This window comes from Gimesia sp. (assembly GCF_040219335.1).
Lineage (GTDB): Bacteria > Planctomycetota > Planctomycetia > Planctomycetales > Planctomycetaceae > Gimesia.
This window is the reverse complement of sequence record NZ_JAVJSQ010000005.1, coordinates 354,068-375,000: the sequence shown is the minus strand read 5'-3', so window position 1 is coordinate 375,000 and position 20,933 is coordinate 354,068. Positions and strand designations below refer to the sequence as shown.

The window sequence follows — 20,933 nt, the reverse complement described above, 5'->3', positions numbered from 1 at the left end:
GTGCTAAAACACTCGACCAGTAAGCTATTACGCACTTTTTAAATGATGGCTGCTTCTAAGCCAACATCCTGGCTGTCACAGTATCTTAACATCCTTAGTGACTTAGCAAGACTTTGGGACCTTAGCAGGCGGTCTGGGTTGTTTCCCTCTCGACCACGAAGCTTCTCCCTCGTGGACTGACTCCTGAGATAATCGCAATGGTATTCGGAGTTTAACTAGGGTGGGTACCCGGGAAGGGCCCCAGTCCAAATCAGTGCTCTACCCCCATTACGTAGTGGCTCAAGGCTAGCCCTAAAGCTATTTCGGAGAGAACGAGCTATCTCCAGGTTTGATTAGACTTTTACTCCTCCCCACAAGTCATCCCCCCAGTTTTCAACCTAGGTGGGTTCGGTCCTCCACGCAGTCTTACCCGCGCTTCAACCTGCTCATGGGTAGTTCACCTGGTTTCGCGTCTACCGCCACTGACAAAACGCCCTATTCAGACTTGCTTTCGCTGAGACTACGGCCCGGAAGGCCTTAATCGAGCCATTGACGGTAACTCGCCGGATCATTATGCAAAAGGCACGCCGTCACACTTATCCGAAGATAATAGTGCTCCGACAGCTTGTAAGCGTATGGTTTCAGGTTCTTTCCCTCCCCTAACAGGGGTTCTTTTCATCTTTCGGTCACCCTACTTTTCACTATCGGTCATCAGAGAATACTTAGCCTTAGGAGATGGACCTCCCAGATTCAGTCCGGATTCCACGTGGCCGGACCTACTCGGGTACCTGTCGGAAGTCTGTTTACTTTCAAATACGGGACTGTCACCCTCTATGGTTTCGCTTTCCAACGAATTCTTCTAGCAAACAGTTTTGTAACTCCACAATGACAAGCCCCACGACCCCGCCTTGCCGAAGCAAGACGGTTTAGGCTAGATTCGCTTTCGCTCGCCGCTACTAACGAAGTCGCTGTTGCTTTCCTTTCCTGCGGTTACTGAGATGTTTCAGTTCACCGCGTGTGCCTCATATACCTATGTATTCAGTATATGATAATTCGGGAACCTCGGGATCAACGCTCGTTTGACAACTTCCCCAAGATTATCGCAGTCTTCCACGCCCTTCATCGCCATCTGATGCCAAGACATCCCCCATACGCCCTTAATAGCTTAGCCGTAATAATTTTTACCTCACATTCGGCACATTGCCTCGTGGGAGCCAAAAACATTACAACCCGATTTCAATTCACAAGACCTTGCATAACAGCCTTGCACTTGAATCGTTTGCCTAAGAACAAATCTCGCTCAGCAATACCATTTCCGAAGAACTGGTATTGCAACTTGAGAACTCTATGTTTATAGATGCCACTTATTACTTTTACCAAATTGTCAAAGATCATCGACCCTCCGGGTCATACCCCAGAGAGAAACAGCCAACATAAATCAGCTGAATCAGAGCCAGCAGTGCTGGATTTGATTCAATCGACTTAAGTCAGCTGAGAGAGTCATTTTATCGTCGCCTCTCAGCGAGTCAACCGTCCGGGAGAAGTTTTTTGAAAAAGTTTTTCAATTCTCTTCGAACTGTTTTTGCCGCAAATCTCTTTGCGACAACCACTTGCGACCAACAACTTTTGTTAACTTCAAGTGAAGGAGCGGGATCTTAACCTTTTCAAAACTGCCCGTCAACTCATGGAAACCAAAATTTCCAAAAAGTGTTTCAAATCCCTCCGGACAGTTTTCGCCGCAAATCTCTTTGCGACAACCACTTAGGCTTAACAACTCCTGCTAAACCCAAGTGAAGGAGCGGGATCTTAACCATTCCGAAACCGCTCGTCAACTCACGGGAACCAAAATTCCCAGAAAGTGTTTTAGAATTTTTAAGACCCGTTTTTTAAAACCTCATAAGGTAAACGTGGTCCTCTAAAACACAAATGGAGACGACCGGGATCGAACCGGCAACCTCCGCCTTGCAAGGGCGGCGCTCTCCCAGTTGAGCTACGTCCCCTCAAAAGACGCCGACAATAGTATTGCCGGCAAATCCCATTGCGGCAAATTAAATTTGCCAGACAAGCGGGATACCTCTTAGAGAGAGAAAAAATGGGCGTACGTGGATTCGAACCACGGACCTCAGCTTTATCAGAGCTGCGCTCTAACCAACTGAGCTATACGCCCCAATAAGAGGACGCGTATTCTGTCTTCTTATGTGTGTGCTGTAAAGTCACTTTCGGCACTACTTTTACAAAAAATTACTTTTTCTTCACCGTAGTCTGACACACCTATCTCCAACGAGGTTCAGAGCTTCCCTGCTGTTTTCTTTTTTTCCCGGAATCATCCAACGCCTTCTGCTCCCGGGGCGTAATGTTAGCAGAAGCGTTTAACAGAGAACTTCAACTGCAGAAGCCATCAGAATAGAAAGCTCTGACCATGTGCTGCTCGCTGTTTAAAATCAGTTTATCGCTGCTGCTGGCAGCCAGCCTGATGTTTCCTGGCAGCTGGTGCTGTCAGGCTCTGGAACAGCATCATCTGCAGGCCGCTGTCCCCCCTACACCGGAACACCTGACCCATACCGATCAGGATCAAAAGCCGGCAAGTACCACGGGCAGCCACCCACACTGTGATGAAACGCTCTTTGCTTCTACGGGTAAATCCCGCCTGTCCGTCAATTCTGCTCCGTTCGTGGGTAGCGAGACCATCGCTGCCGGCACGCACTCCGCCCAGGAATTGATTCTGGCTGGCCTGGATGCCCCCGTTTCCGCTCAACCTCTGCACCTGATGCATTGTGTCTGGCTCTGCTGATCATGGGAGTTCGCTTTCCGGCGACCCACGATTATCTCAACCTACACATATTAGACCATCAACTCAGAGGAGATCCGTCATGTTGACCAAGATCTTTACTGCTACCGTATTGTCTGTCGGCGTAAGTATGTCTGCCACCGCGAGTACGCAGACCAGCACTCACCTGAAACAAAACTGCAATCCGTATCTGAAATCCTGTCAGGCAGGCTCGAATTGTTACCAGACGCATGCTCTGCCTGACTGCTGCAAAACCAACCTGGCCTGTTGTGAGCAGGCCCTGCAACTCCGAACAGCCCAGAATACATGGGTGGATAGCCTGAACGCGACCCGATTACCGGGAAACGCATTTCTCATCGAGCGACCACTGGCCCACGGCCCACCCTGCTGATGCATTCTACCTCCTGAAAGATAGATCGTCTCTATCTTTGCACCGAAATCCCCTGCAGTTTTAAGCTTCCTGCGGGGGATTTTTTTATGCCCTGCGATTTGAGATTCCCCCACTGCTGCGCTACGATAGAACCGACATTTCCCATGACGCTCCTCCCGAAAGAAGGTCAGCCATGAATCGTTGGTCCGTTTGTCGTGTTCTGCTCCCCTTAATCATTCTCTCTGGCAGTAGCCCCCTCTTCTTACAAGCAGAACCGATCCCGCGAGAATTACAACGCTGGCTCTCTCCTCAAAACTGGCATCGCGATACCGACGGACCGATCCTGGAACTGGGACGCCCGGGCACTTACGACGATACACACATTTTTGCCCCCTGCGTAAGCCTGGAACAGGGAACCTATTCTCTCTGGTATTGTGGTTCGACCGGTGCCGTGCAGGATCGAATGTTTGTTCTGGGACGAGCGGACAGCAATGACGGTATTCATTTCAACAAAAACCGGCAGAATCCGGTCTTTTCCTTTGGCGATGGCGAGCACTCCGTATTAACGCCCACCCTGCTCCGTTCAGCCAACGGTCAGACGCTGCGTGAAAACGGGCGACTGCGGATGTGGTTCTCTGCGACAGACTTCCATGACGAAACCGCCCTGCATCAGTTATACGAAGCGGACAGCCTGAACGGGTCGGAGTGGAGCGAGGCGGGTTCTGATAATCTCAAACACGTTTACGCACCGACCATTCTCAAAACCGGACGGACGTACCAGATGTGGTTTACAGACGTGTCGCAGGATCCCTGGTGCATCCGGCATGCGTCCAGCCTGGATGGAAGTAAGTGGCGGGTCTCTCCTGATCCGGTACTGGAACTCGATCAGAACTGGGAATCAGGGCGGCTGTTTTATCCGACGGTTCTCAAGCTGGGCGATGCTTATCTGATGTGGTACGGCAGTTACTGGACGGAGCGGGAGAATACGACCGCACTGGGATTCGCGGTGAGCATCGACGGGCTCAACTGGTATAAGCATCCGCAAAACCCGGTGCTGCGTCCTGACCCTGAGCGTCCCTGGGAATCGCATTATGTCACCAGTCAGTCGGTAATGCAGCTGCCCGATGGCCACTTTCGCATCTGGTACGCCAGCCGCAAGCAGCCCCCGTTTCTGAATAAATATTTCGCCATCAACACCGCACACTGGGCAGGTCCCGAGAAAGCAGAAACGGAACCGCCGGGCCGTCCAGCGAAGGTTGCGTTCCCCGAATCGCAAGCGGAAAGCCGAGCCCAGCTCAAAGCGATACTGGGAATTCCAGAACAGAAAGTCGCGTTGAAAAGTGAAAAGCGGGGTGAGCTGGAACGGGATGGCCTGATCATCGAAAAATGGGTCTTCACCAGCGAACCGGGGTCAAAAATTCCCGCCGTCGTGTATCGCCCCAAACAAATCAAAGCACCTGCGCCGGCGATCGTTTTGACGTATGGTCATGGGGGAAGCAAGAGTCAGTGGCAGTACAATTACGCGGCACAAGCCTATGCGAAAGCGGGACTCGTCTGCCTGGCCATGGATCCGATTGGTGAAGAAGAGCGGCACATACAGGGACGACTGGGCACGCGGGCCCACGATCCGAAGTCTGTGCATGAGCGGGCCTGGAATGCCGGGCGTCCGATCATGGGTAAGCTGGTCTTCGACACGATGCGGGGAATCGATTTCCTGCAGGAACGGAAAGACGTCGATCCAGACCGGATCGGCGTCGCGGGGAATTCTCTGGGCGGTGCCGTCGCGAGCTGGATGGCGGCACTGGAACCGCGAATCAAAATGGCCATCGTCTCCGGCTGGGCTTATGACAATGTGACGCTGCGGAGCAAATATTGCACGAAAGTCCCCAATCAGCAGATGCGGGAGCGATTTACCTGGCCTGAGTTTCTGTCACTGGCTGCCCCGAATTGTGCCGTCCTGGTGATGAATGGCGACGCTGACTGGATCATCGACTCCGACAACGACGGGACCGCCTGGCGCGGGACGCGGGCTGTCGTCGAGCAGGCCGGGCGAGTCTATGCCAACCTGGGAGCTGAGGGAAAGGTGAAGGCCTGGTTCGAAGCGGGGGGCGGCCATCGCCCCTATATAGCTCATCCGGATGCCCTGCTCTGGATTCAGCAACACCTGGGAACACCTGCACTGACAGCGCAGCAGATCAAAACCCTGCCAACCGTCAATTCCGGGCGCTGGTGTGATGCGCAACAGATCAAACTGGAGCGACTGTACGGCACCGACCTGCATCAGCGGGGGGCCACTCTGGCGGATTTTGGACTGTCGCTCATCGATCGCAGCCAGCTGGCGTGCCTCAAACCAGAGGAACGAGGCACACCAGAGTTTACGCTGGAAGGCTGGCTGTCACAGATTGAACGCAACGAATAGCAGTGATTACGGCTATTCGGCCTGGGCGAGTTTCTGCTTGGCCATTTCGTGGAACTCTTTCCAGGTGATAACTTCGATGCCCAGATCCTTGACCTCTTTGATGACCGCGGGGTCGGTAAACACGCGGCGGTCACCATCGCGACGGGAGGAACTGTGGGTGATGTTCTGCAGTTCCTGATTGTTAAATCCGCAGTGAATGATAATCTGCGTGACTCCGGGTTTAAGTTCACGAATTTTTTCGAGATAAGCCTGCTTCCGCTTTTCGTAGTCGGGTTCGCCATAAAACTGAACCAGTTCATCGAGCACAGGGAGCCCGTTCTTTTCCAGGACTTCCTTGAGCTGTTTGCCCTTCTCCGCGATCACGCCATACTTTTTCGGATCGAGATTGTTCACAAACAGGACCGGCAGCTGATATTCGATGCCCAGATTGACGTACATCTCCAAGAGGTCAGGCCGACTGACGACTGCTCCCATGTGGGTATCCAGGTGTGAGAGGGGGACGCCGAATTTGCGGGCCCGTTCGATCTGCGCCCGCAGCTCCTTCTCGGCATCCTTGACGTTCACATGCTGCATCACCTGTCCGACGTTGTCCCAGAGATAATTCTCTTCATCGAGCAGACTCGGTACCTGATCCCGCGAGGCGACCGGTCCCCAGCGGTAGTTTTTCCACTCGGAATTCAGCGTCAGATGGATGCCGAAATCCTGTTCGGGGTTCTGTTTCGCATAGGCAGCGAATTCTTTAAACCAGGGACAGGGCACCATAATGCTGGCCGAGGAGACGATGCCTTTCTGCATGCCCTCAATAGTGGCGAGGTTCACCGAGTGCGACATGCCGGCGTCATCGGCGTGAATGATTACGTAGCGTTTCTCGGAGGGCTTCTTGTTTTCCCCCTGAACCAGGGGGAGAAAACTACAACTCAGAACCAGGGACCACAGCACAGTCATTTTACGTTTCATGAATCACCATACCAGTTTAGAAGAAATGAATTGAGAGATTTGCTGTCACGATTTGAATGGAATCGCTTGAAAATGCAGTCTATTCAGTTCAAGCTATAGAAGCAAACTGTTTGTTATGACTTCTCCAGTTTACTCATCCTGCAAGGAACCACAGATGAATTGTACTTCCGCGAAACGACTTGCAGCTACAGTGCTTGCACTCAGCTGTCTGTATCTAATGAATCTCAACGAGGCGCAGGCCAAAATCAAACTGCCTGCCATTATTGGCGACCATATGGTCCTGCAGCAGGGTCAGCAGAACCCGCTCTGGGGCTGGGACGAACCCGGCACGAAAGTGACCGTCACCGTCGATGGTCAGTCTCACACCGCTACCGCCGATGACAAAGGGAAATGGCGGGTTAACCTGGAACCACTGAAAGTCGGTGGTCCTTACGAAATCACCATCAAGGGGAGCGACAGCGTTACCCTGAAAGACGTCCTCGCCGGCGAAGTCTGGATCTGCTCCGGTCAGTCAAACATGGCCTGGACAGTCGCCAATGCCAACGATGGTGATCTGGAAATCATGACCGCCAACTACCCCAAAATCCGATTGATATCGGTTCCGCAGGTGGGAACACAGGAAGCCCGGGATGACTTTAACGGCAAGTGGGAAGCCTGCTCGCCCGCAACGGTTCCGAACTTCTCTGCCGTCGGTTACTTCTTTGGTCGCCAGCTGTACCAGACTCTGAATGTTCCCATCGGGCTGATTGACAATGCCTGGGGTGGTTCTTCCGCCGAAGCCTGGGTCAACCGGAAGCGTCTCGAAGACGAACCTGCTTTCAAAGCCATGCTGGAAAAATGGAAAAAAACGGAAGAGACCTACAATCACGACCAGGCTGTCGCCGCTTACAACAAACGGCTCGATCAGTGGAAAGCCGCTGTGAAGAACGCCAAAGCTGCCGGCAAGAATCCTCCTAACCGTCCGCGTGCTCCGCGGAACCCGCTGACCGGCAACCATCGTCCGGCCAACATTTACAACGGTGTACTGCATCCGACCATCGGTTATGGCATCAAGGGTGTGATCTGGTACCAGGGAGAATCAAATGCGAACCGGGCTTACCAGTATCGTAAACTGTTCCCGTTCATGATTCAGAACTGGCGTGATGAGTGGAAACAGGGCGATTTCCCCTTCTACTGGGTTCAGCTGGCTGACTTCCGTGCCGAAAAACCGGAACCGGCCGACAGTGACTGGGCCGAACTGCGTGAAGCCCAGACCATGACCATGAGCAAGCTGCCCAACACGGGTGAAGCCGTGATTCTGAACCTGGGTGAAGCTTCTGACATTCATCCCAAGAACAAACAGGATGTGGCCAAACGCCTGGCCCGCTGGGCGCTGGCCAAAGATTACGGCGTTGATATCGTCCACCAGAGTCCACAGTACAAATCGATGGAAGTCAAAGGCAATAAAGCCATCCTGACCTTCGATCATGTGGGCGGCGGACTGGATACGTTCGACGTCACCACTCCCATCGGATTCACCATCGCCGGTGAAGACAAGACGTTTGTCAAAGCCAACGCCAAAATCGTAGGCAAAGACAAAATCGAAGTCTGGAGCGATGCCGTCGCCAAACCTGTTTCTGTCCGTTACGCCTGGGCCGACAACCCGGTCTGCAACGTACAGAACAAGGAAGGCCTGCCGCTGACCCCCTTCCGTACAGATGACTGGAAGGGCGTAACAGCCGGTGTTGAGTAATTTACTCAACTCTGCTTGAGAGAGACGATACGCCTCGGGACACTCTCCCGGGGCGTTTTTTTGTGGAATCATGCATCAATCCGGGGTTGTTTAAAACAATCGGGAACTCGACGATCTTGAAAAATTCCCAGATCTCAGAGACGGTTCCAGTCATGCCCGAAGAACGAACAGATCCATACGTGGCCGTCGTGGTCAGAATTCCAGAAGACTACTTCTCAGATGAGGATGAGATCTGCCTGGAGGCAGCGACGTACGTTTGCAAATTGCTGGAAGAACACCTGATCCAGGACGGACATACTGTACCGGAATGGTATCAAGGGGGATGTTCTGAGGATTGGGGCGTTTACTTCGAAACCGTGCTGGCTGATGAGAGAATCGAATACGGCATCATGTTCTTTCCGGAAGAAAAGGGAGCCGAACAGCGCTCGATCATGGTCCGCTACCTGCCCTGGCAGGGATTCTGGAAAAGTCTGTTCTTCAAACAACCTGACCTTGCGGCCGCGCATCCGCTGCATGAGTCAATGGAGCGATTCGGGAAGCAGTTTGAGTCGTACCGAATGCTGACGCAATCCCAGCTTGACCAGGAATACTAGAGAGCGTTGCTTGATTCGAGCGGCCTTTCCCCATAGACGCCCAACCGGGGCGATCCCCCTGCAGCGCATTCTTCTTTTCTGTTGAATTTATTTGCGATACCTGAATCTCGCGATAGGATAAGCGGAAGTAGTGACCATGCGACCAGAATTGGACATAATTATGGTTTCTGGCCCGATTAGAACAGACGAAACCGGAAGCCCTGAGTGTCCTGATTTATGAGCGAATGTCATTTCATCCTGATCTGATTCACTTGTGAATCGGTCCGATAGAGATCTATCAGCAGTCCCAGTTGAATCGTTGAATACTTATGCCGCACGATGCCAGCGATATTCTTGTCGAACTTACCGATGTCTCGAAGGCATACGGTCAAACACAGGCCGCTGTGAACGCGTTGAGTCACGTTTCGTTTGCTGTGCGTCGTGGCGAACGGGTGGCCCTGCTGGGAAAATCGGGATCGGGCAAATCGACGCTGCTGAATCTGATTGCAGGGCTGGATCGTCCCACGAGCGGGCAAATTTGCGTAGCGGGAAAGATGCTCTCTGAGCTTCCCCCGGCGGAGATGGCCGACTATCGGCGGGAGTGTGTGGGGATGATTTTTCAGGCCTTTAACCTCATCCCGTGGCGTACGGCGTTACAGAACGTGGAATTGCCTCTGGTATTTGACCGCTGGGAAAAGTCGAAACGCTTGATGGCTGCAGAAGAGGCATTAGCGGCTGTCGGCTTAGCCGCACGAACCGAGCATCGGCCCAGTGAACTCTCGGGGGGTGAGCAGCAGCGGGTGGCGATTGCGCGAGCACTGATGAACGGGCCGGAGCTGCTGCTGGCGGATGAACCAACGGGCAACCTTGATTCGTCGACCGCAGGGGAGATCCTCGAATCACTCCGCCGCTTCACTGATATTTCTGCGACAGCGACGATACTTGTCACGCACGACGAAGAACTGGCCTACCGTTTTGCCACGCGCGTGCTGCACATGCAGGATGGTCGACTGGACCGCGATTCGGGAGCAGACCACTGATGAAGTTCTCTGATATGGTCTCCATGTCCCTGCTGGCCATCCGTCGGCAGAAAACCCGGATGGTGCTCTCACTGGTGGGCGTCGTGATTGGTTCGCTGATGCTGCTCTTTGCGCTCGCTTCGCGGAGCGGCGTCCAGGAGGCCGTGATGCGGGTCTTCAGTATGAGCAAACAGTTGCGACAGATCCACGTTTCACAGAACTGGAGCACTGACGAGAAAGCGATCCCAGAGGAGGATCTGAAAGTGGAAGGAGATCTGGACGAGGCCCGCCGTGCCCGGATTCGTCGAATGCTGATTCGCCACTGGCAATTCGAACATCGCAGTGAGAGTGTCGGACTCACACGGGAGCGGATTAATAAGATCGAAGCATTCGCACATGTCGAAACGGTCCATCCCAGGATGTCCAGTTATGTGTCAATGATCCAGGGTGAGCAGGAGATGAAGGGGATGGGCGATTCGGTCGCCGTGAATGAAAAAGTCTTACAGGACCGGATGCTGGTGGGCAAGGTCTTTGAGTCGGACAACGAACCGGCGATTCTGCTCAACGAGTTTGTTGCCTGGAAATGGGGATACATCTCCGAGGCCCAGCTGCGCGCGTTGATCGGCACCAAAGTCAGAATCGAATTCCGCCAGGGAGCGGAAGGGGTAGCGTACTCGCTCTCGCAGCGTAGTGGCGGCGAAGTTGAGTTCGATAAAGAAGAATTAACGGCGTTAAACAGCGCACTGGATCGCATACCGACACTCATCGATCAGCTGGACTTTTCTGAAGAAGAACGTGCCGCATTGAAGAAAGCATTTCAGTCGACACCTGCCGAACCGTCTCAACCAGTGGAGCCCCAGGAGCGAATTATCGCTGAGGAGTTTACAGTGGTGGGGATCTATCGCTGTCCAACCGAGAGCGAAGTCAATGATGAAGTGGGACTCGACAGCGCCAACGGTATGGCCGATTTCCTGCTGCCGATCAAAACCGCCACACAATTTGCGCTGCGTATACCGCACATTGAAAAAGAAGGCTTTTATCAAGCGACTGTGCAGGTTGATCATGAGTCGAACCTCAAAGCCGTCTCAAAACAGATTCGCGACCTGGGACTGCGGGAATATTCACTGATCTCTTTAGTCGAATTCATTCAGGAACAGGTACGGCAGGTGACACTGATCGTCTCGCTGGTTGCGATTTTTGCGTTAGTCATCTCTGCAGTGGGCATCGCCAACACGATGGTCATGAGCGTCGTCGAACGCACACGGGAAATCGGCATTATGAAAGCGCTGGGAGCGCGCGAGGGACAGATTCAGCTGCTGTTTCTGATCGAAGGAGCCTTAATCGGATTGATAGGCGGCCTGTGCGCGGTGGTGATTGGCCTGGTAATCAAGATACCGATTGAAATGATGACCGTTTCGATTATGGAAAACCAGTTCAATAAAACCTTCGCGCAGGAGAACATGATCCAGTTTCCCCTGTGGCTGCTGGCGGTGGTGCTGGGGTTCAGCACATTCGTCACCACCCTGGCAACGATCCTGCCTGCACGCAGGGCAGCTCGCATCGACCCGATAACCGCCTTGCGTCACGACTAAGCCGGTACCACGCATGGGTGGATCGTCATTGCTGTATCAGAAGACGACAGCTCCCCCACAAGCCTCCCGAGTCCCCTGCCCGCCTCTTCTTTCGCTGCGCGTGATCTGCTCGACGTTCACTGCTGCCTGATTTTCAGCTCGCCCGGGCTGTGCCGACGGGTATGATTCCGGGTTTGTGTGATCAGGCAGAATTGAGCCTGATTTTGTGGCGGTGGTACGCCTGCGTTTCTGCTGAGGGGCCGAAGAGCGTCTGCTTTGGTTTCACTGTTGATGATGTTGGAGATTGTCTGGAACGGCACGGGGGGGTCAAGAGAAAATGCAAGCTGAAATCGAGTTGAGTCACTCTGAATATGCAGTGAGTTGCCTGCGAAATGCTCTGAAAGTGCTCCGAAATGATTTGAAATCTTACGAGACAATGCGAAGTGGTGCCGCGTGTTCCGGTGAAAACAGTCGGAAATCGACCAGGATTCAGGTGCTGCTGCGTCACTTGTTCGTGAAATTCCAGTGCACGCATCACCCGCCTCGCGCGCGAAGCACAATTGCACAACGATACGATTCGGAAACAGCGGATCAAGGTCAAACTGTTCAGCGAAATCACCGAAAAGGGTGCGCGAAGATCAGGTGGAAATGGGAAGCGGTGAACTGGATGTGGAGTTTGCCCCGTCGGTTTCCAGTCATGATGCAGGGAAGCAACTTGAAGTCACAACCACTTTTTCTTTTTGAAATAAATCAACAACACGATGGGGATGGTCACGAAGAAGACCCACAACGTGGGGTAGGCCCATTTCCATTTCAGCTCGGGCATGTATTCAAAGTTCATGCCGTAGATACCGGCGATGAAGGTCAACGGGATGAAAATCGAGGCGAAGACCGTCAGAAGTTTCATCACTTCGTTCATTTTGTTACTGATACTGGAGACATAAATATCCAGCAGCCCGGCCAGCATGTCGCGGTAGGAATCGACCGATTCATTGATGCGGAGCACGTGATCGTAAACGTCGCGGAAATAGATGTCGACCTTCTCGCTGAACAAAACATGGTCCGAGCGGAGAATCGCGGCGACCAGTTCGCGCTGCGGCGAGGTTGCCCGGCGGATGTCGATCAGTTCCCGCTTGAGATGCTGGATGGACGTCAGTGTGCAGGAATCAGGGTCGTCGAGCAGTTCCTCTTCGATGGCATCGATGCGTTCGTCCATGGTATCGAGCAGGACGAAGTTCTGGTCGACGATGGAATCGATAATGGCATAAGTGAGATAGTCGGTCCCCAGGGACCGGATTTTGCCGGTCTGGTTGCGGATACGCTGAATCAGGGGCAGGAACAGTTCGTCTTTCTGTTCCTTGAAAGTGAAGACGAAGTCATTCAGGACCAGAATGCTGATCTGTTCGTAGTTGACTTCGAACTTATCGGGGGCAACGGACTCGTCAGCGACGGACTCATCTGCAACGGTCAGCCCTTTGAGGACAATGTAGAGATAATCATCGTATTCCTCGAACTTGGGACGCTGATGCGTGTTGAGGATGTCTTCCAGGACCAGCGGATGAATGTCGAAGTGCCTGCCGATGAGTTCGGTGACTTCTACATTCTTAAGTCCTTCCAGAAGAACCCAGGTGATCGATTTTTTGTCCCGGAACTTGAGCAGATCCTCGACGGTTTCGACCACCGGCTCTTCCAGATCGCCGGGCGAGTAGTCAACGACCGAGATCCGGGTGTCTTCTTCATCAAAGTCTCCCACATGGACCAGCGATCCCGGGGGCATCCCCGCTTTTTTGGAGATTCCACTATAAGATTCCAGCATAACACGTTCCCGTTGTACGCGGACTTTCTGTTCGGATTCCATAACCATTTGAAATACACTTTATTTCTCGGGGACAGGATTGATTTCGTTCCCCTGGATTTTAAAGGATTTCGGCTTTGATCGCGAGATTAAACCCTGATTTGCAACGCACACTAGACTTCAAAGGAGTTGCCATCTTCCTGATATACCACCCGATAAAGTTCCGTGCGGCGGTCGTTCCAGTTCTGGACACTGCCCGACTCACGGTGACGTCTGAGCTGTTCGAAGTCGAGATCGTGGATAATCACGGTTTCGACATTCGGATTACATTCCGCGGCGACGGCGTCGCGAGCGAACTCGACATCCGCGGGGGTAAAGATCCCGGACTGGGCGTAATGAATGTCTGCATTCTCCACGAAAGGCAGGTTGCCCGTGCAACCGGAGATGGCGACATACAGATGATTTTCCACGCAGCGTGCCTGGGCACAATGTCTGACACGGAGATAGCCGTGGCGGGTATCGGTGTTAAAGGGAACGAAGACGATCTGCGCCCCTTTCTGAGCCGCGATGCGGGTCAGTTCCGGGAACTCGATGTCGTAGCAGATCTGAATGGCGATCCTGCCACAGTCGGTGTCGAAGACTTCGACGCGGTCGCCGGGGCTCACGCCCCACCATTTACGTTCGCTGGGGGTGATGTGAATTTTGTACTGCTTGCCGATCGAACCGTCTCTGCCGAACAGATACGAGGTGTTATACAGCGTGCCGTGCTCGACCACGAACTGCGAACCGCCGATGACGTTGACGTTGTACTTGACCGCCATCTCGGTGAAGAAATCGAGATACTGGGGTGTGAATTCCGCCAGCCGACGGGCGGCCTGCCCGGGCCGCGTCGGTTCCACACAGGAGAGGAGCTGCGTAGTAAACAGTTCCGGAAAGAGGATGAAGTCGCATTTATAATCGGAGGCGGTATCGAGAAAGAACTCGCACTGCTGGGCGAACTCATCGAAGCCTTTGACGGAACGCATCTGGTACTGGACGACGCAGATGCGGATCTGTTCCACCGTGCTGTGAAACTTGCGTTTGGCACCGGGGACGTAATCGAGGTTGGTCCAGTCGAGGTAGGTCGCATAGCCGCAGGATTCGGTATCGGAGGGCAGGTAATTGGGAATCAGCCCTTCCACGGAGAAGCCGTTGGCCAGCTGTGCGGTGAGAACCTGATCGTAAATCGCCTTATCGACCACCTTTTCGATGTATTCGCGTGCCGAGAGGGTTTTGGCATAGTGGTGATAGCCGGGAATGCGACCGGCGATAATGATACGGGACAAATTCTTAGTCCGGCAGAGTTCCTTACGGGCATCGTAGAGGCGACGGGAAAGCTTCATCCCCCGGAATTCGGGATGGACCATGATTTCGATCCCGTAGAGCGTATCCCCCTTGGGATTGTGATTGCGGATATAGCCGTCATCGGCGACGGCTTTCCAGTTGTGCCATTCCAGCGCGGGATCATAGTCGAGGATCAGGCTCGACGAAGAAGCGGCCAGCCGCCCGTCGATCTCGACGCAGAGCTGTCCCTCGGGGAAGGTCTTGAGCTGGCTCTCGATGTGCTCACGTCCCCAGGTCTGCATGCCGGGAAAACACTGTTTTTCCATTTCCACCAGTTCGTCGAAGTCGTCCATCGTCAACTGGCGAACTTTGATTTTCCATTCAAACTGCTTCAGATCCAGGGGTTCCATGATGCATCTTTCTAAAATGTTCGGCGTCAGCTTTTACGGCTCTATTATCTTCTCTGAACGCGATTTTGAACAGAGGCGTTTTTGTAGATTGCGGGTACAGGGCGTCAGAATTGAAATTGAAGGTGAAAGTCTGCTACGCATCGCTGAGATTCCGTGCGGACGTCTGTGGATCAAACAGGGTTCTGATTTCAGAGTCCCGCAGGAGGATCAGCGTCCAGATCCCGAGGATGGTTCCCAGGGGAACGGAGACACAGACCAGGGCGGCCCCGACAACACACCCGGTGAGGTGACGCGTCTGCAGAATCCAAACGCCGGTCAACAGGCAGATGACGGGATAAGCCCAGAGGCAGATCTCCACGAGCGTGACCGCGGTCTGCATGATCGAGCGAAACCGGGCCGAGACCTGTTCCGGCGCCTGCTTCTGTGCAGGCTGTTCAATGATCTGCTGCATCCCCTCATTCATCGCGGAGATCATCGGGTACACAGCCAGCAGCAGAGTCAGATGCAGGACGCCCCAGAGGATCAGCAGCTTACCGGCCCGCTTGAGCCGCGTTTGTTTCTGTTCGTTCAAAAGAACCTCGAGAGTTTGATTTGCAGACAGATTCACAACCGGAGAATTATGGTCGGTAGAGTCGTTCTGTCAATGTTCGTGCTGCCACAGAAGCAGAAATATTTCAATCGAGGAAGTCCGTTTCCCGCAGCGCTGCCCGTTCCTGGAACAGCTGTTTTGTGTTCCGGTTACAGAGTACGAACAATGCCCAGCCACTGAGGATGGTCCCCAGGGGAAATGCAATCATAGTCACAACAGCCCCGACAATACAGGATCGATGACTGAACCGTTTCAAGATAAAAGTACCGGTCAGGAGACTGATCACGGTGAAACCGATCGAGAAAATCAGCATGCCCAGCAGAAAGCTCTGCTGCATCGCACGCTGCTCTTTCAAGCCGTCATACGGTTTTCCGTCGGGCGTACGGAGATCTGCATTCGCGAGGGAGTTCGCCTTAACCTGCTCTCCGATCTGACTCAAAAACACCAGATTGAAAATCGACAGAATCCCCAGCATCAGAAACAGGGTGCCAATCAGGTTGAGCTGGCTGGCTTTGGTCATGGGCATCAGAGGGATTCCTCAATCATTCAATCCAGAAAGTCGGCATCGCCCAGATCGGTCCGCTCAGCAAACAGGGGGCGGGTGTACTTATCATACAGGGTCAGTAAGGACCAGATTCCCAACGCCGTCCCCAGCGGAAAGGAAATACAGATCAGCGCCGAACCGACGACGCAGAGTGTGAAGTGTCTTTTGCGGCGGATGTTGATACCGGTTGCCAGTAGAAAACCAGCGAAGGCAAGAGATAAGACGCCGACCAGAACATACAGGACAATAAATGCAGACTGCATCTCCCTGAACATTTTCCGGGGATCGGGGCCCTCACGAGGGCGCGGAAAATCCATATTCATGACTGATTGCATCATCATAAAATGGACCGGAATAAACAGTACCATGAGCAGACTGAAGCCAGCCAGTACCATAAACAGGATTCCAATCACATCGAGATGCTTCTCAATCTTTTCAGTTTCAAGGGACCTCTGCATGGCGGCAATCCTCCGGCAATCGGATGAACGTGGGGACCCTTTGATCTTAGTGGACCATTTCCCAGAGAGCAAATCCCAGTGTGAACATTGGATTGAGAAAGTGGATCCAATCCGGGCCTGGCTGCTGAGGCCGCAGGGCTTCGACTGGCCCGCGTTCTCTTGTCTCCGAGGCCGGGCCCGGGTGGCGGGCTTCGACGGGCCATTCGACTTCTTCTCCGCCAAATTCCTGTCCCTGATAGCCGGTCAGATCTGGCTCATCCCACTCCGGCGGATTGAAATCGACATCTTTGAGAACATAAACCGTCGACTGATTTCCCCCCGGGTGAATCAGCTGGATGGCCTTCAGACGCCAGGGCGACTTTTCCAGATAGAGTTTAAATTCCTGACAATTCTGAACCAGATTTGGTTCTTTCGGTTTCCCCGCAATCCAGATATGAGTCTGACTCTCGCGAAAGACTTTAAAATGACCATTCCGAGTCAATTGATCAAAATATTGCTGATTGGGGTTCCCCGGGAGAAACGGAGGGAAGAGTGCATCGGCTTCCAGATTCAAATTAAGAAACCAGGATCGTGCTTCCCGTTTCACGTACTGATACGCTTCGAAGGTTTGTTCCTTATCATTCAAAATCAGAAAGCGTTTCGCCTGCCAATAACATCTGATTGTCCCTTCAGACTCATCTGTCTCATCAGAGTAAGGCTCTCCGTTGCGATCCTTCTTTCTATTTTCGGCCTCAATACGACGGGCCGAGGGCCTGATTTCACAAAAGGCACGCCGGGGACCAAAGTAGGCAAATTCCCCTTCCGAAATTTTCAGGCGTTCAAATACATCGTCATACCAGATACGAAGGAATTTCCCCTCGACCCTGGTGCAGTTTCGATGGGCCTCGCTCCACTCCCGCAGGGCCCGGAGGGCCCGGGTTTCGTCGTCGGCGGCTGGCAGCAGGGGTTTGACGGCTTCCAGGGGGAGCGAGTCGGCCTGCAAGAACCTGGTCAGACTGGACAGGAGCAGCAGCGACAGCAGACAGCGGTAGATCATGATTGTCCTCCCTGGAATGATCGTGGACCGGGGCCTCCGGTTTCCCAACCCCGCCGGACCGTTGGCTTCCTGCAAGCGGAGTCGTTGAGAGACGAACGATACCGGATCTCTCCGAACCGGTCAAAGAGAATCTCCGAGCTGCCTCACCAGCAAACAAGTGGTCGGGGCGTGTGCCCTGCCTGGCGATCCTGGAGGCTTCCCGTACGTAAGAGATTGTCCGAATTTGAATTAGGTATCGCCGGCGGTCACCGGGTAAGACATTCCCCAAAAATTTCCAGAAATTTCCAATTTTTTTCCGTTGCTTTTTAAACTTTGGAGTGTTTAATGTCGCGTCAGCTTGAAAAAGCAATCGCAACAGGCATTTACTTTTCGTCCCGGCGCTCAGCTATTGGTCTCGCACAGGCTCTGTTGATACGAGTTGCTGTTCCAACACAAATTTTGCGTTCTTATCGTGAGATTTACGAACTACTCAGCATCATTCTGCGAGCCCCTCAAGGGCAGGTCCCTTTAGCCTTATTTCTGTCTCAAACCTGCTGCGTATACGTTTTCGGAACCTCCGGAAACAGGATAAGAATACAAGATTCTGGTTTTCCATTTCTTTCTTTTTATCCTTGTTCGGAGACGAAAATGAGACTGCTTAACGTCAAACGTGGCTTCACCCTGATCGAACTGCTGGTCGTGATTGCCATCATCGCCATTTTGATCGCCCTGCTCTTACCGGCAGTCCAGCAGGCACGCGAAGCGGCACGGCGCAGTTCCTGCAAAAACAATCTGAAGCAGATTGGCCTGGCGCTGCACAACTACCATGAAACCCATCACACCTTCCCGCAGATGCAGGTGGAAAGCGTCCGTACCATCGCCGGCGATATTCCTACAGAAAGCTACCTGGGCTGGAGCGTAATGCTGCTGCCCTTCATGGATCAGACCAACCTTTACAACCAGCTTAACATGAACGCTCCCTGGCGCACCGTAGCCGGTGTCGTTCTGCAGCCGACCGTGATCAATACCGTGATCCCCACATTGAACTGCCCCTCCGATCCCATGGATGGCGTCAACACCAACATCAATTCATGGGGAAAATCGAACTACCCGGCTCTGTACTCCCCTTCCCGGTACCTGACCGCGTCAACCACGCAGGGTTACACGGGAGCGTTTAACAACCACGCCGTCACCCGCATGCGGGACCTGACCGACGGTTCCAGCAACGTGATCATGATTGGAGAACGTACTACCGAAGACCGTGGTTCGGGAGCCATCTGGATCGGTTCTTCTCCGCTCAACAGCGCGACAGCCGGTAACTATGGCGACTGGCCTTACCACACGGCTCTGGTCCGCAACTGGCAGGGATCTTCGACTGCACCGATTCCTTCGACCATCTACCTGATCAACGGAATCAACCAGACGGACGGCCTCAAATACGCATGGAGCTTAAGCAGCTCGCACACAGGTGGCTGCCACTTCCTGCTGGGCGACGGTCGGGTGAGATTCATCAGCGAAAACGTTGATGCCGAGACGCTGATCTACCTGGCTGCCATCAACGACCACAACGTGATCGGTGATTTTTAATTGACAATGCGTGATGACAAGACGATCCCGGTTTCCGCATCTGGCTGAAACCGGGGTTTGCAATATTACTCCAGCGCAGGAATGCTATTTTAATGTACCAGGAAACAAAACTGACGCTTCAGGCCGCACAGCCGAGGCGCGTTCTCACACTGTTATTCTTGACCGTCCCCCTGGTCTGCCTGGGATGCTCCCGGGGTGGGGATGACATCAAACTGGCCCCGGTCTCCGGGGTCGTGACGATGGACGGAAAACCGCTGACCAACGCCGTCGTGATTTTTTCACCGCAAAAGGGGAATCCCTCGTCAGGTCGTACTGACAGCTCCGGGAATTACACGCTGACTTACCGTGACCACCTGAAGGGCGCCGTTCCAGGCCCTCACAGCATCACCATCATCACCGCTCCACCGGAAAGCCCCCGCCAGGCGGAAGACTCCGGGGTTGCGGAAGTGATTCCCGTTGACACCTTTGCCAGCTCCGACCAGGGGGTGCCCAAGCTGAAACTTCCCAAGGACACTTTCAAGAAAGATCCGATTCCAGAACGGTATAACAGTAAATCCGAACTGAAAAAAGAGGTCGTCGAAGGCAAAAACAAGTTCGATTTTGAGCTGCAGTCCAAGTAGAGTTTCCCTGTAGGGGGAGACTGAAAACGGTGCTGCGGGAATGTTCGACTATTCCGCCGCAGTCGCTTCGCCGTTGCCTTCCGAGTGCTGGCGGAGCTGCTGTGCTTCGTCAGTCGGCTCTTCGACCACGAGGTTGGTCGAAAGCTCTTCGGCGACCTGTCCTTCCAGGCTGTCCTCTTCAGAGCGGGAACGCCTGATCCGGGAGAGCCTGGTCTCGGGAGGCAGTTTGCCGAGGTGACAAACCGGCTCGCCGGGGCTGATCGCGGGCAGCGTGGTCATCCCGATGACGACCGAATCGAAGGGTGCATACAGCATGCTGCGTTCGCGGCCCAGAATCGTGGTGTTGGTCGCCAGGGGCTGATCTTTCTCGACAATATCCCCGGGTTTAACGTGGAACTTGAGGAAGCCCCCCCGCTCAGCACGGACCCAGTTGGTCTTGTCGATGATGACCTGGTAATCGGGACTCTCATGTTCCCCTTCAAGCATTTCGAGATCGCGGAGTACGTTCTTTACCCCCCGCACCGCCGACTCCACGATGCCCGGCTCGACCTTCCAGACCTCGCCCCCTTCCATGATGATCGTCGGACAGCCGATAGAACAGGCCTCGCGCCGGAAAGCTCCCTGGGGCCCCTTGCCATTGATGATGACTTCGGAGCCAAATGCCTGGGCCAGTCGTCGAACTTCCTTATTGGAGAGGTCGCCCCGCACGTTGGGATAGTTGGTCCGCCGCACCGAAGCGGTGTGCAGGTCGATTCCATAGTCACTACGGGAAACGATTTCGTCGAAGATAATCCGCGCCATGCGACTGGCCAGACTGCCATTCGCGGAGCCGGGGAATGAACGGTTCAAGTCGCGTCGATCCGGCAGATATCGCGAGTGCCGGTCAAAGGCGAGCAGATTCAGTACGGGTACGAAAATCACGGAGCCCCGCAGCAGATGCAATTCCGTATCCTGAATCAGATTCCGGATCGCCCCGGTGCCGTTGATTTCATCGCCGTGCAGCGCAGCCGTCACAAAGACGACCGGCCCGTCTTCCTTGGCGCGGCGGATATGAATCGGAATCTTTACATTCATACTGCTGTAGCTTTCGCTGACAGCCAGTTTCACATCACGGGAAGTGCCGGGGGGAATCGGGTCGCCATTCCACTGGTCGATCGATTTACGCGGACGGATTTTCTTCATCTA

At 53.7% G+C, this 20,933-nt stretch carries 17 protein-coding genes, 2 tRNA genes and 1 rRNA gene (1 of these 20 cut by a window edge); 9 read left to right on the top strand and 11 right to left on the bottom strand.

Annotated features, from left to right (window positions below):
• The 3 genes from RID21_RS05440 to RID21_RS05430 all read right to left on the bottom strand — a co-directional run.
• A 23S ribosomal RNA gene (locus RID21_RS05440) occupies positions 1-1,150 on the bottom strand; it reaches 1,739 nt to the left of the window's first position.
• A 756-nt stretch (positions 1,151-1,906) separates the two neighbouring features.
• Positions 1,907-1,979 (bottom strand) — tRNA-Ala (locus RID21_RS05435).
• Between the two features lie 93 nt (positions 1,980-2,072).
• A tRNA-Ile gene (locus tag RID21_RS05430) sits at positions 2,073-2,146 on the bottom strand.
• Between the two features lie 252 nt (positions 2,147-2,398).
• Between RID21_RS05430 and RID21_RS05425 the strand changes: the two genes are divergently transcribed.
• The 3 genes from RID21_RS05425 to RID21_RS05415 all read left to right on the top strand — a co-directional run bounded on the left by RID21_RS05425 (position 2,399) and on the right by RID21_RS05415 (position 5,556).
• Positions 2,399-2,770 (top strand): hypothetical protein, encoded by a 372-nt coding sequence (locus tag RID21_RS05425; protein ID WP_350187567.1) that lies wholly within the window; start codon positions 2,399-2,401, stop codon positions 2,768-2,770.
• A 79-nt stretch (positions 2,771-2,849) separates the two neighbouring features.
• Positions 2,850-3,158: a hypothetical protein gene (locus RID21_RS05420; protein ID WP_350187565.1), complete on the top strand. Its 309-nt coding sequence runs from the start codon at positions 2,850-2,852 to the stop codon at positions 3,156-3,158.
• A gap of 172 nt (positions 3,159-3,330) precedes the next feature.
• Positions 3,331-5,556 carry an acetylxylan esterase gene (locus RID21_RS05415; protein ID WP_350187564.1) on the top strand — a complete coding sequence of 742 codons (2,226 nt, stop codon included), beginning with the start codon at positions 3,331-3,333 and terminating at the stop codon, positions 5,554-5,556.
• A 12-nt stretch (positions 5,557-5,568) separates the two neighbouring features.
• Here RID21_RS05415 and RID21_RS05410 read toward each other — a convergent pair whose 3' ends face one another.
• The gene (locus RID21_RS05410) at positions 5,569-6,513 is read right to left on the bottom strand and encodes a polysaccharide deacetylase family protein (RefSeq protein WP_350187562.1); all 945 of its coding nucleotides are present in this window, start codon (positions 6,511-6,513) and stop codon (positions 5,569-5,571) included.
• 154 nt (positions 6,514-6,667) lie between these two features.
• On the opposite strand from RID21_RS05410, the gene RID21_RS05405 reads away from it, so the two are divergent.
• From RID21_RS05405 to RID21_RS05390, 4 genes are all read left to right on the top strand, one after another.
• Positions 6,668-8,245 (top strand): sialate O-acetylesterase, encoded by a 1,578-nt coding sequence (locus tag RID21_RS05405; RefSeq protein WP_350187561.1) that lies wholly within the window; start codon positions 6,668-6,670, stop codon positions 8,243-8,245.
• Between the two features lie 116 nt (positions 8,246-8,361).
• A complete protein-coding gene (locus RID21_RS05400) occupies positions 8,362-8,838 on the top strand; it encodes a hypothetical protein (RefSeq protein ID WP_350187559.1) in 477 nt (158 codons plus the stop codon).
• A 308-nt stretch (positions 8,839-9,146) separates the two neighbouring features.
• Positions 9,147-9,857, top strand: coding sequence for an ABC transporter ATP-binding protein (locus RID21_RS05395; RefSeq protein ID WP_350187558.1), 711 nt, complete (start codon positions 9,147-9,149; stop codon positions 9,855-9,857).
• Positions 9,857-11,428 carry an ABC transporter permease gene (locus RID21_RS05390; protein ID WP_350187556.1) on the top strand — a complete coding sequence of 524 codons (1,572 nt, stop codon included), beginning with the start codon at positions 9,857-9,859 and terminating at the stop codon, positions 11,426-11,428. Before RID21_RS05395 ends, RID21_RS05390 begins: the two co-directional genes overlap by 1 nt.
• Before the next feature lie 700 nt (positions 11,429-12,128).
• On the opposite strand, the gene corA is transcribed toward RID21_RS05390, so the two are convergent.
• From corA to RID21_RS05360, 6 genes are all read right to left on the bottom strand, one after another.
• Positions 12,129-13,223 carry a magnesium/cobalt transporter CorA gene (gene corA, locus RID21_RS05385; protein WP_350187769.1) on the bottom strand — a complete coding sequence of 365 codons (1,095 nt, stop codon included), beginning with the start codon at positions 13,221-13,223 and terminating at the stop codon, positions 12,129-12,131.
• Between the two features lie 152 nt (positions 13,224-13,375).
• Entirely contained in the window at positions 13,376-14,935 is a 1,560-nt protein-coding gene (locus RID21_RS05380) for a GNAT family N-acetyltransferase (RefSeq protein WP_350187555.1), read from the bottom strand.
• Between the two features lie 133 nt (positions 14,936-15,068).
• Complete coding sequence (locus tag RID21_RS05375; protein WP_145182003.1) at positions 15,069-15,506, bottom strand: hypothetical protein; 438 nt, start codon at positions 15,504-15,506, stop codon at positions 15,069-15,071.
• A gap of 103 nt (positions 15,507-15,609) precedes the next feature.
• The gene (locus RID21_RS05370) at positions 15,610-16,050 is read right to left on the bottom strand and encodes a hypothetical protein (RefSeq protein ID WP_350187554.1); all 441 of its coding nucleotides are present in this window, start codon (positions 16,048-16,050) and stop codon (positions 15,610-15,612) included.
• 20 nt (positions 16,051-16,070) lie between these two features.
• Complete coding sequence (locus tag RID21_RS05365) at positions 16,071-16,526, bottom strand: hypothetical protein (RefSeq protein ID WP_350187552.1); 456 nt, start codon at positions 16,524-16,526, stop codon at positions 16,071-16,073.
• 46 nt (positions 16,527-16,572) lie between these two features.
• A complete protein-coding gene (locus RID21_RS05360) occupies positions 16,573-17,562 on the bottom strand; it encodes a hypothetical protein (RefSeq protein ID WP_350187550.1) in 990 nt (329 codons plus the stop codon).
• Between the two features lie 627 nt (positions 17,563-18,189).
• Here RID21_RS05360 and RID21_RS05355 point away from each other — a divergent pair.
• Positions 18,190-19,128 (top strand): DUF1559 domain-containing protein, encoded by a 939-nt coding sequence (locus RID21_RS05355; RefSeq protein ID WP_350187549.1) that lies wholly within the window; start codon positions 18,190-18,192, stop codon positions 19,126-19,128.
• A 92-nt stretch (positions 19,129-19,220) separates the two neighbouring features.
• Positions 19,221-19,748 carry an Ig-like domain-containing protein gene (locus RID21_RS05350; protein ID WP_350187547.1) on the top strand — a complete coding sequence of 176 codons (528 nt, stop codon included), beginning with the start codon at positions 19,221-19,223 and terminating at the stop codon, positions 19,746-19,748.
• A 48-nt stretch (positions 19,749-19,796) separates the two neighbouring features.
• Here RID21_RS05350 and RID21_RS05345 read toward each other — a convergent pair whose 3' ends face one another.
• The gene (locus RID21_RS05345) at positions 19,797-20,930 is read right to left on the bottom strand and encodes a succinylglutamate desuccinylase/aspartoacylase family protein (protein WP_350187545.1); all 1,134 of its coding nucleotides are present in this window, start codon (positions 20,928-20,930) and stop codon (positions 19,797-19,799) included.
• Positions 20,931-20,933: the final 3 nt, after the last annotated feature.

Coding starts and splice junctions, on each gene's coding strand:
- RID21_RS05425 (WP_350187567.1), top strand. CDS start 2,399: ATGTGCTGCTCGCTGTTTAAAATCAGTTTATCGCTGCTGCTGGCAGCC.
- RID21_RS05420 (WP_350187565.1), top strand. CDS start 2,850: ATGTTGACCAAGATCTTTACTGCTACCGTATTGTCTGTCGGCGTAAGT.
- RID21_RS05415 (WP_350187564.1), top strand. CDS start 3,331: ATGAATCGTTGGTCCGTTTGTCGTGTTCTGCTCCCCTTAATCATTCTC.
- RID21_RS05410 (WP_350187562.1), bottom strand. CDS start 6,513: ATGAAACGTAAAATGACTGTGCTGTGGTCCCTGGTTCTGAGTTGTAGT.
- RID21_RS05405 (WP_350187561.1), top strand. CDS start 6,668: ATGAATTGTACTTCCGCGAAACGACTTGCAGCTACAGTGCTTGCACTC.
- RID21_RS05395 (WP_350187558.1), top strand. CDS start 9,147: ATGCCGCACGATGCCAGCGATATTCTTGTCGAACTTACCGATGTCTCG.
- RID21_RS05390 (WP_350187556.1), top strand. CDS start 9,857: ATGAAGTTCTCTGATATGGTCTCCATGTCCCTGCTGGCCATCCGTCGG.
- corA (WP_350187769.1), bottom strand. CDS start 13,223: ATGCTGGAATCTTATAGTGGAATCTCCAAAAAAGCGGGGATGCCCCCG.
- RID21_RS05380 (WP_350187555.1), bottom strand. CDS start 14,935: ATGGAACCCCTGGATCTGAAGCAGTTTGAATGGAAAATCAAAGTTCGC.
- RID21_RS05370 (WP_350187554.1), bottom strand. CDS start 16,050: ATGCCCATGACCAAAGCCAGCCAGCTCAACCTGATTGGCACCCTGTTT.
- RID21_RS05365 (WP_350187552.1), bottom strand. CDS start 16,526: ATGCAGAGGTCCCTTGAAACTGAAAAGATTGAGAAGCATCTCGATGTG.
- RID21_RS05360 (WP_350187550.1), bottom strand. CDS start 17,562: ATGATCTACCGCTGTCTGCTGTCGCTGCTGCTCCTGTCCAGTCTGACC.
- RID21_RS05355 (WP_350187549.1), top strand. CDS start 18,190: ATGAGACTGCTTAACGTCAAACGTGGCTTCACCCTGATCGAACTGCTG.
- RID21_RS05350 (WP_350187547.1), top strand. CDS start 19,221: ATGTACCAGGAAACAAAACTGACGCTTCAGGCCGCACAGCCGAGGCGC.
- RID21_RS05345 (WP_350187545.1), bottom strand. CDS start 20,930: ATGAAGAAAATCCGTCCGCGTAAATCGATCGACCAGTGGAATGGCGAC.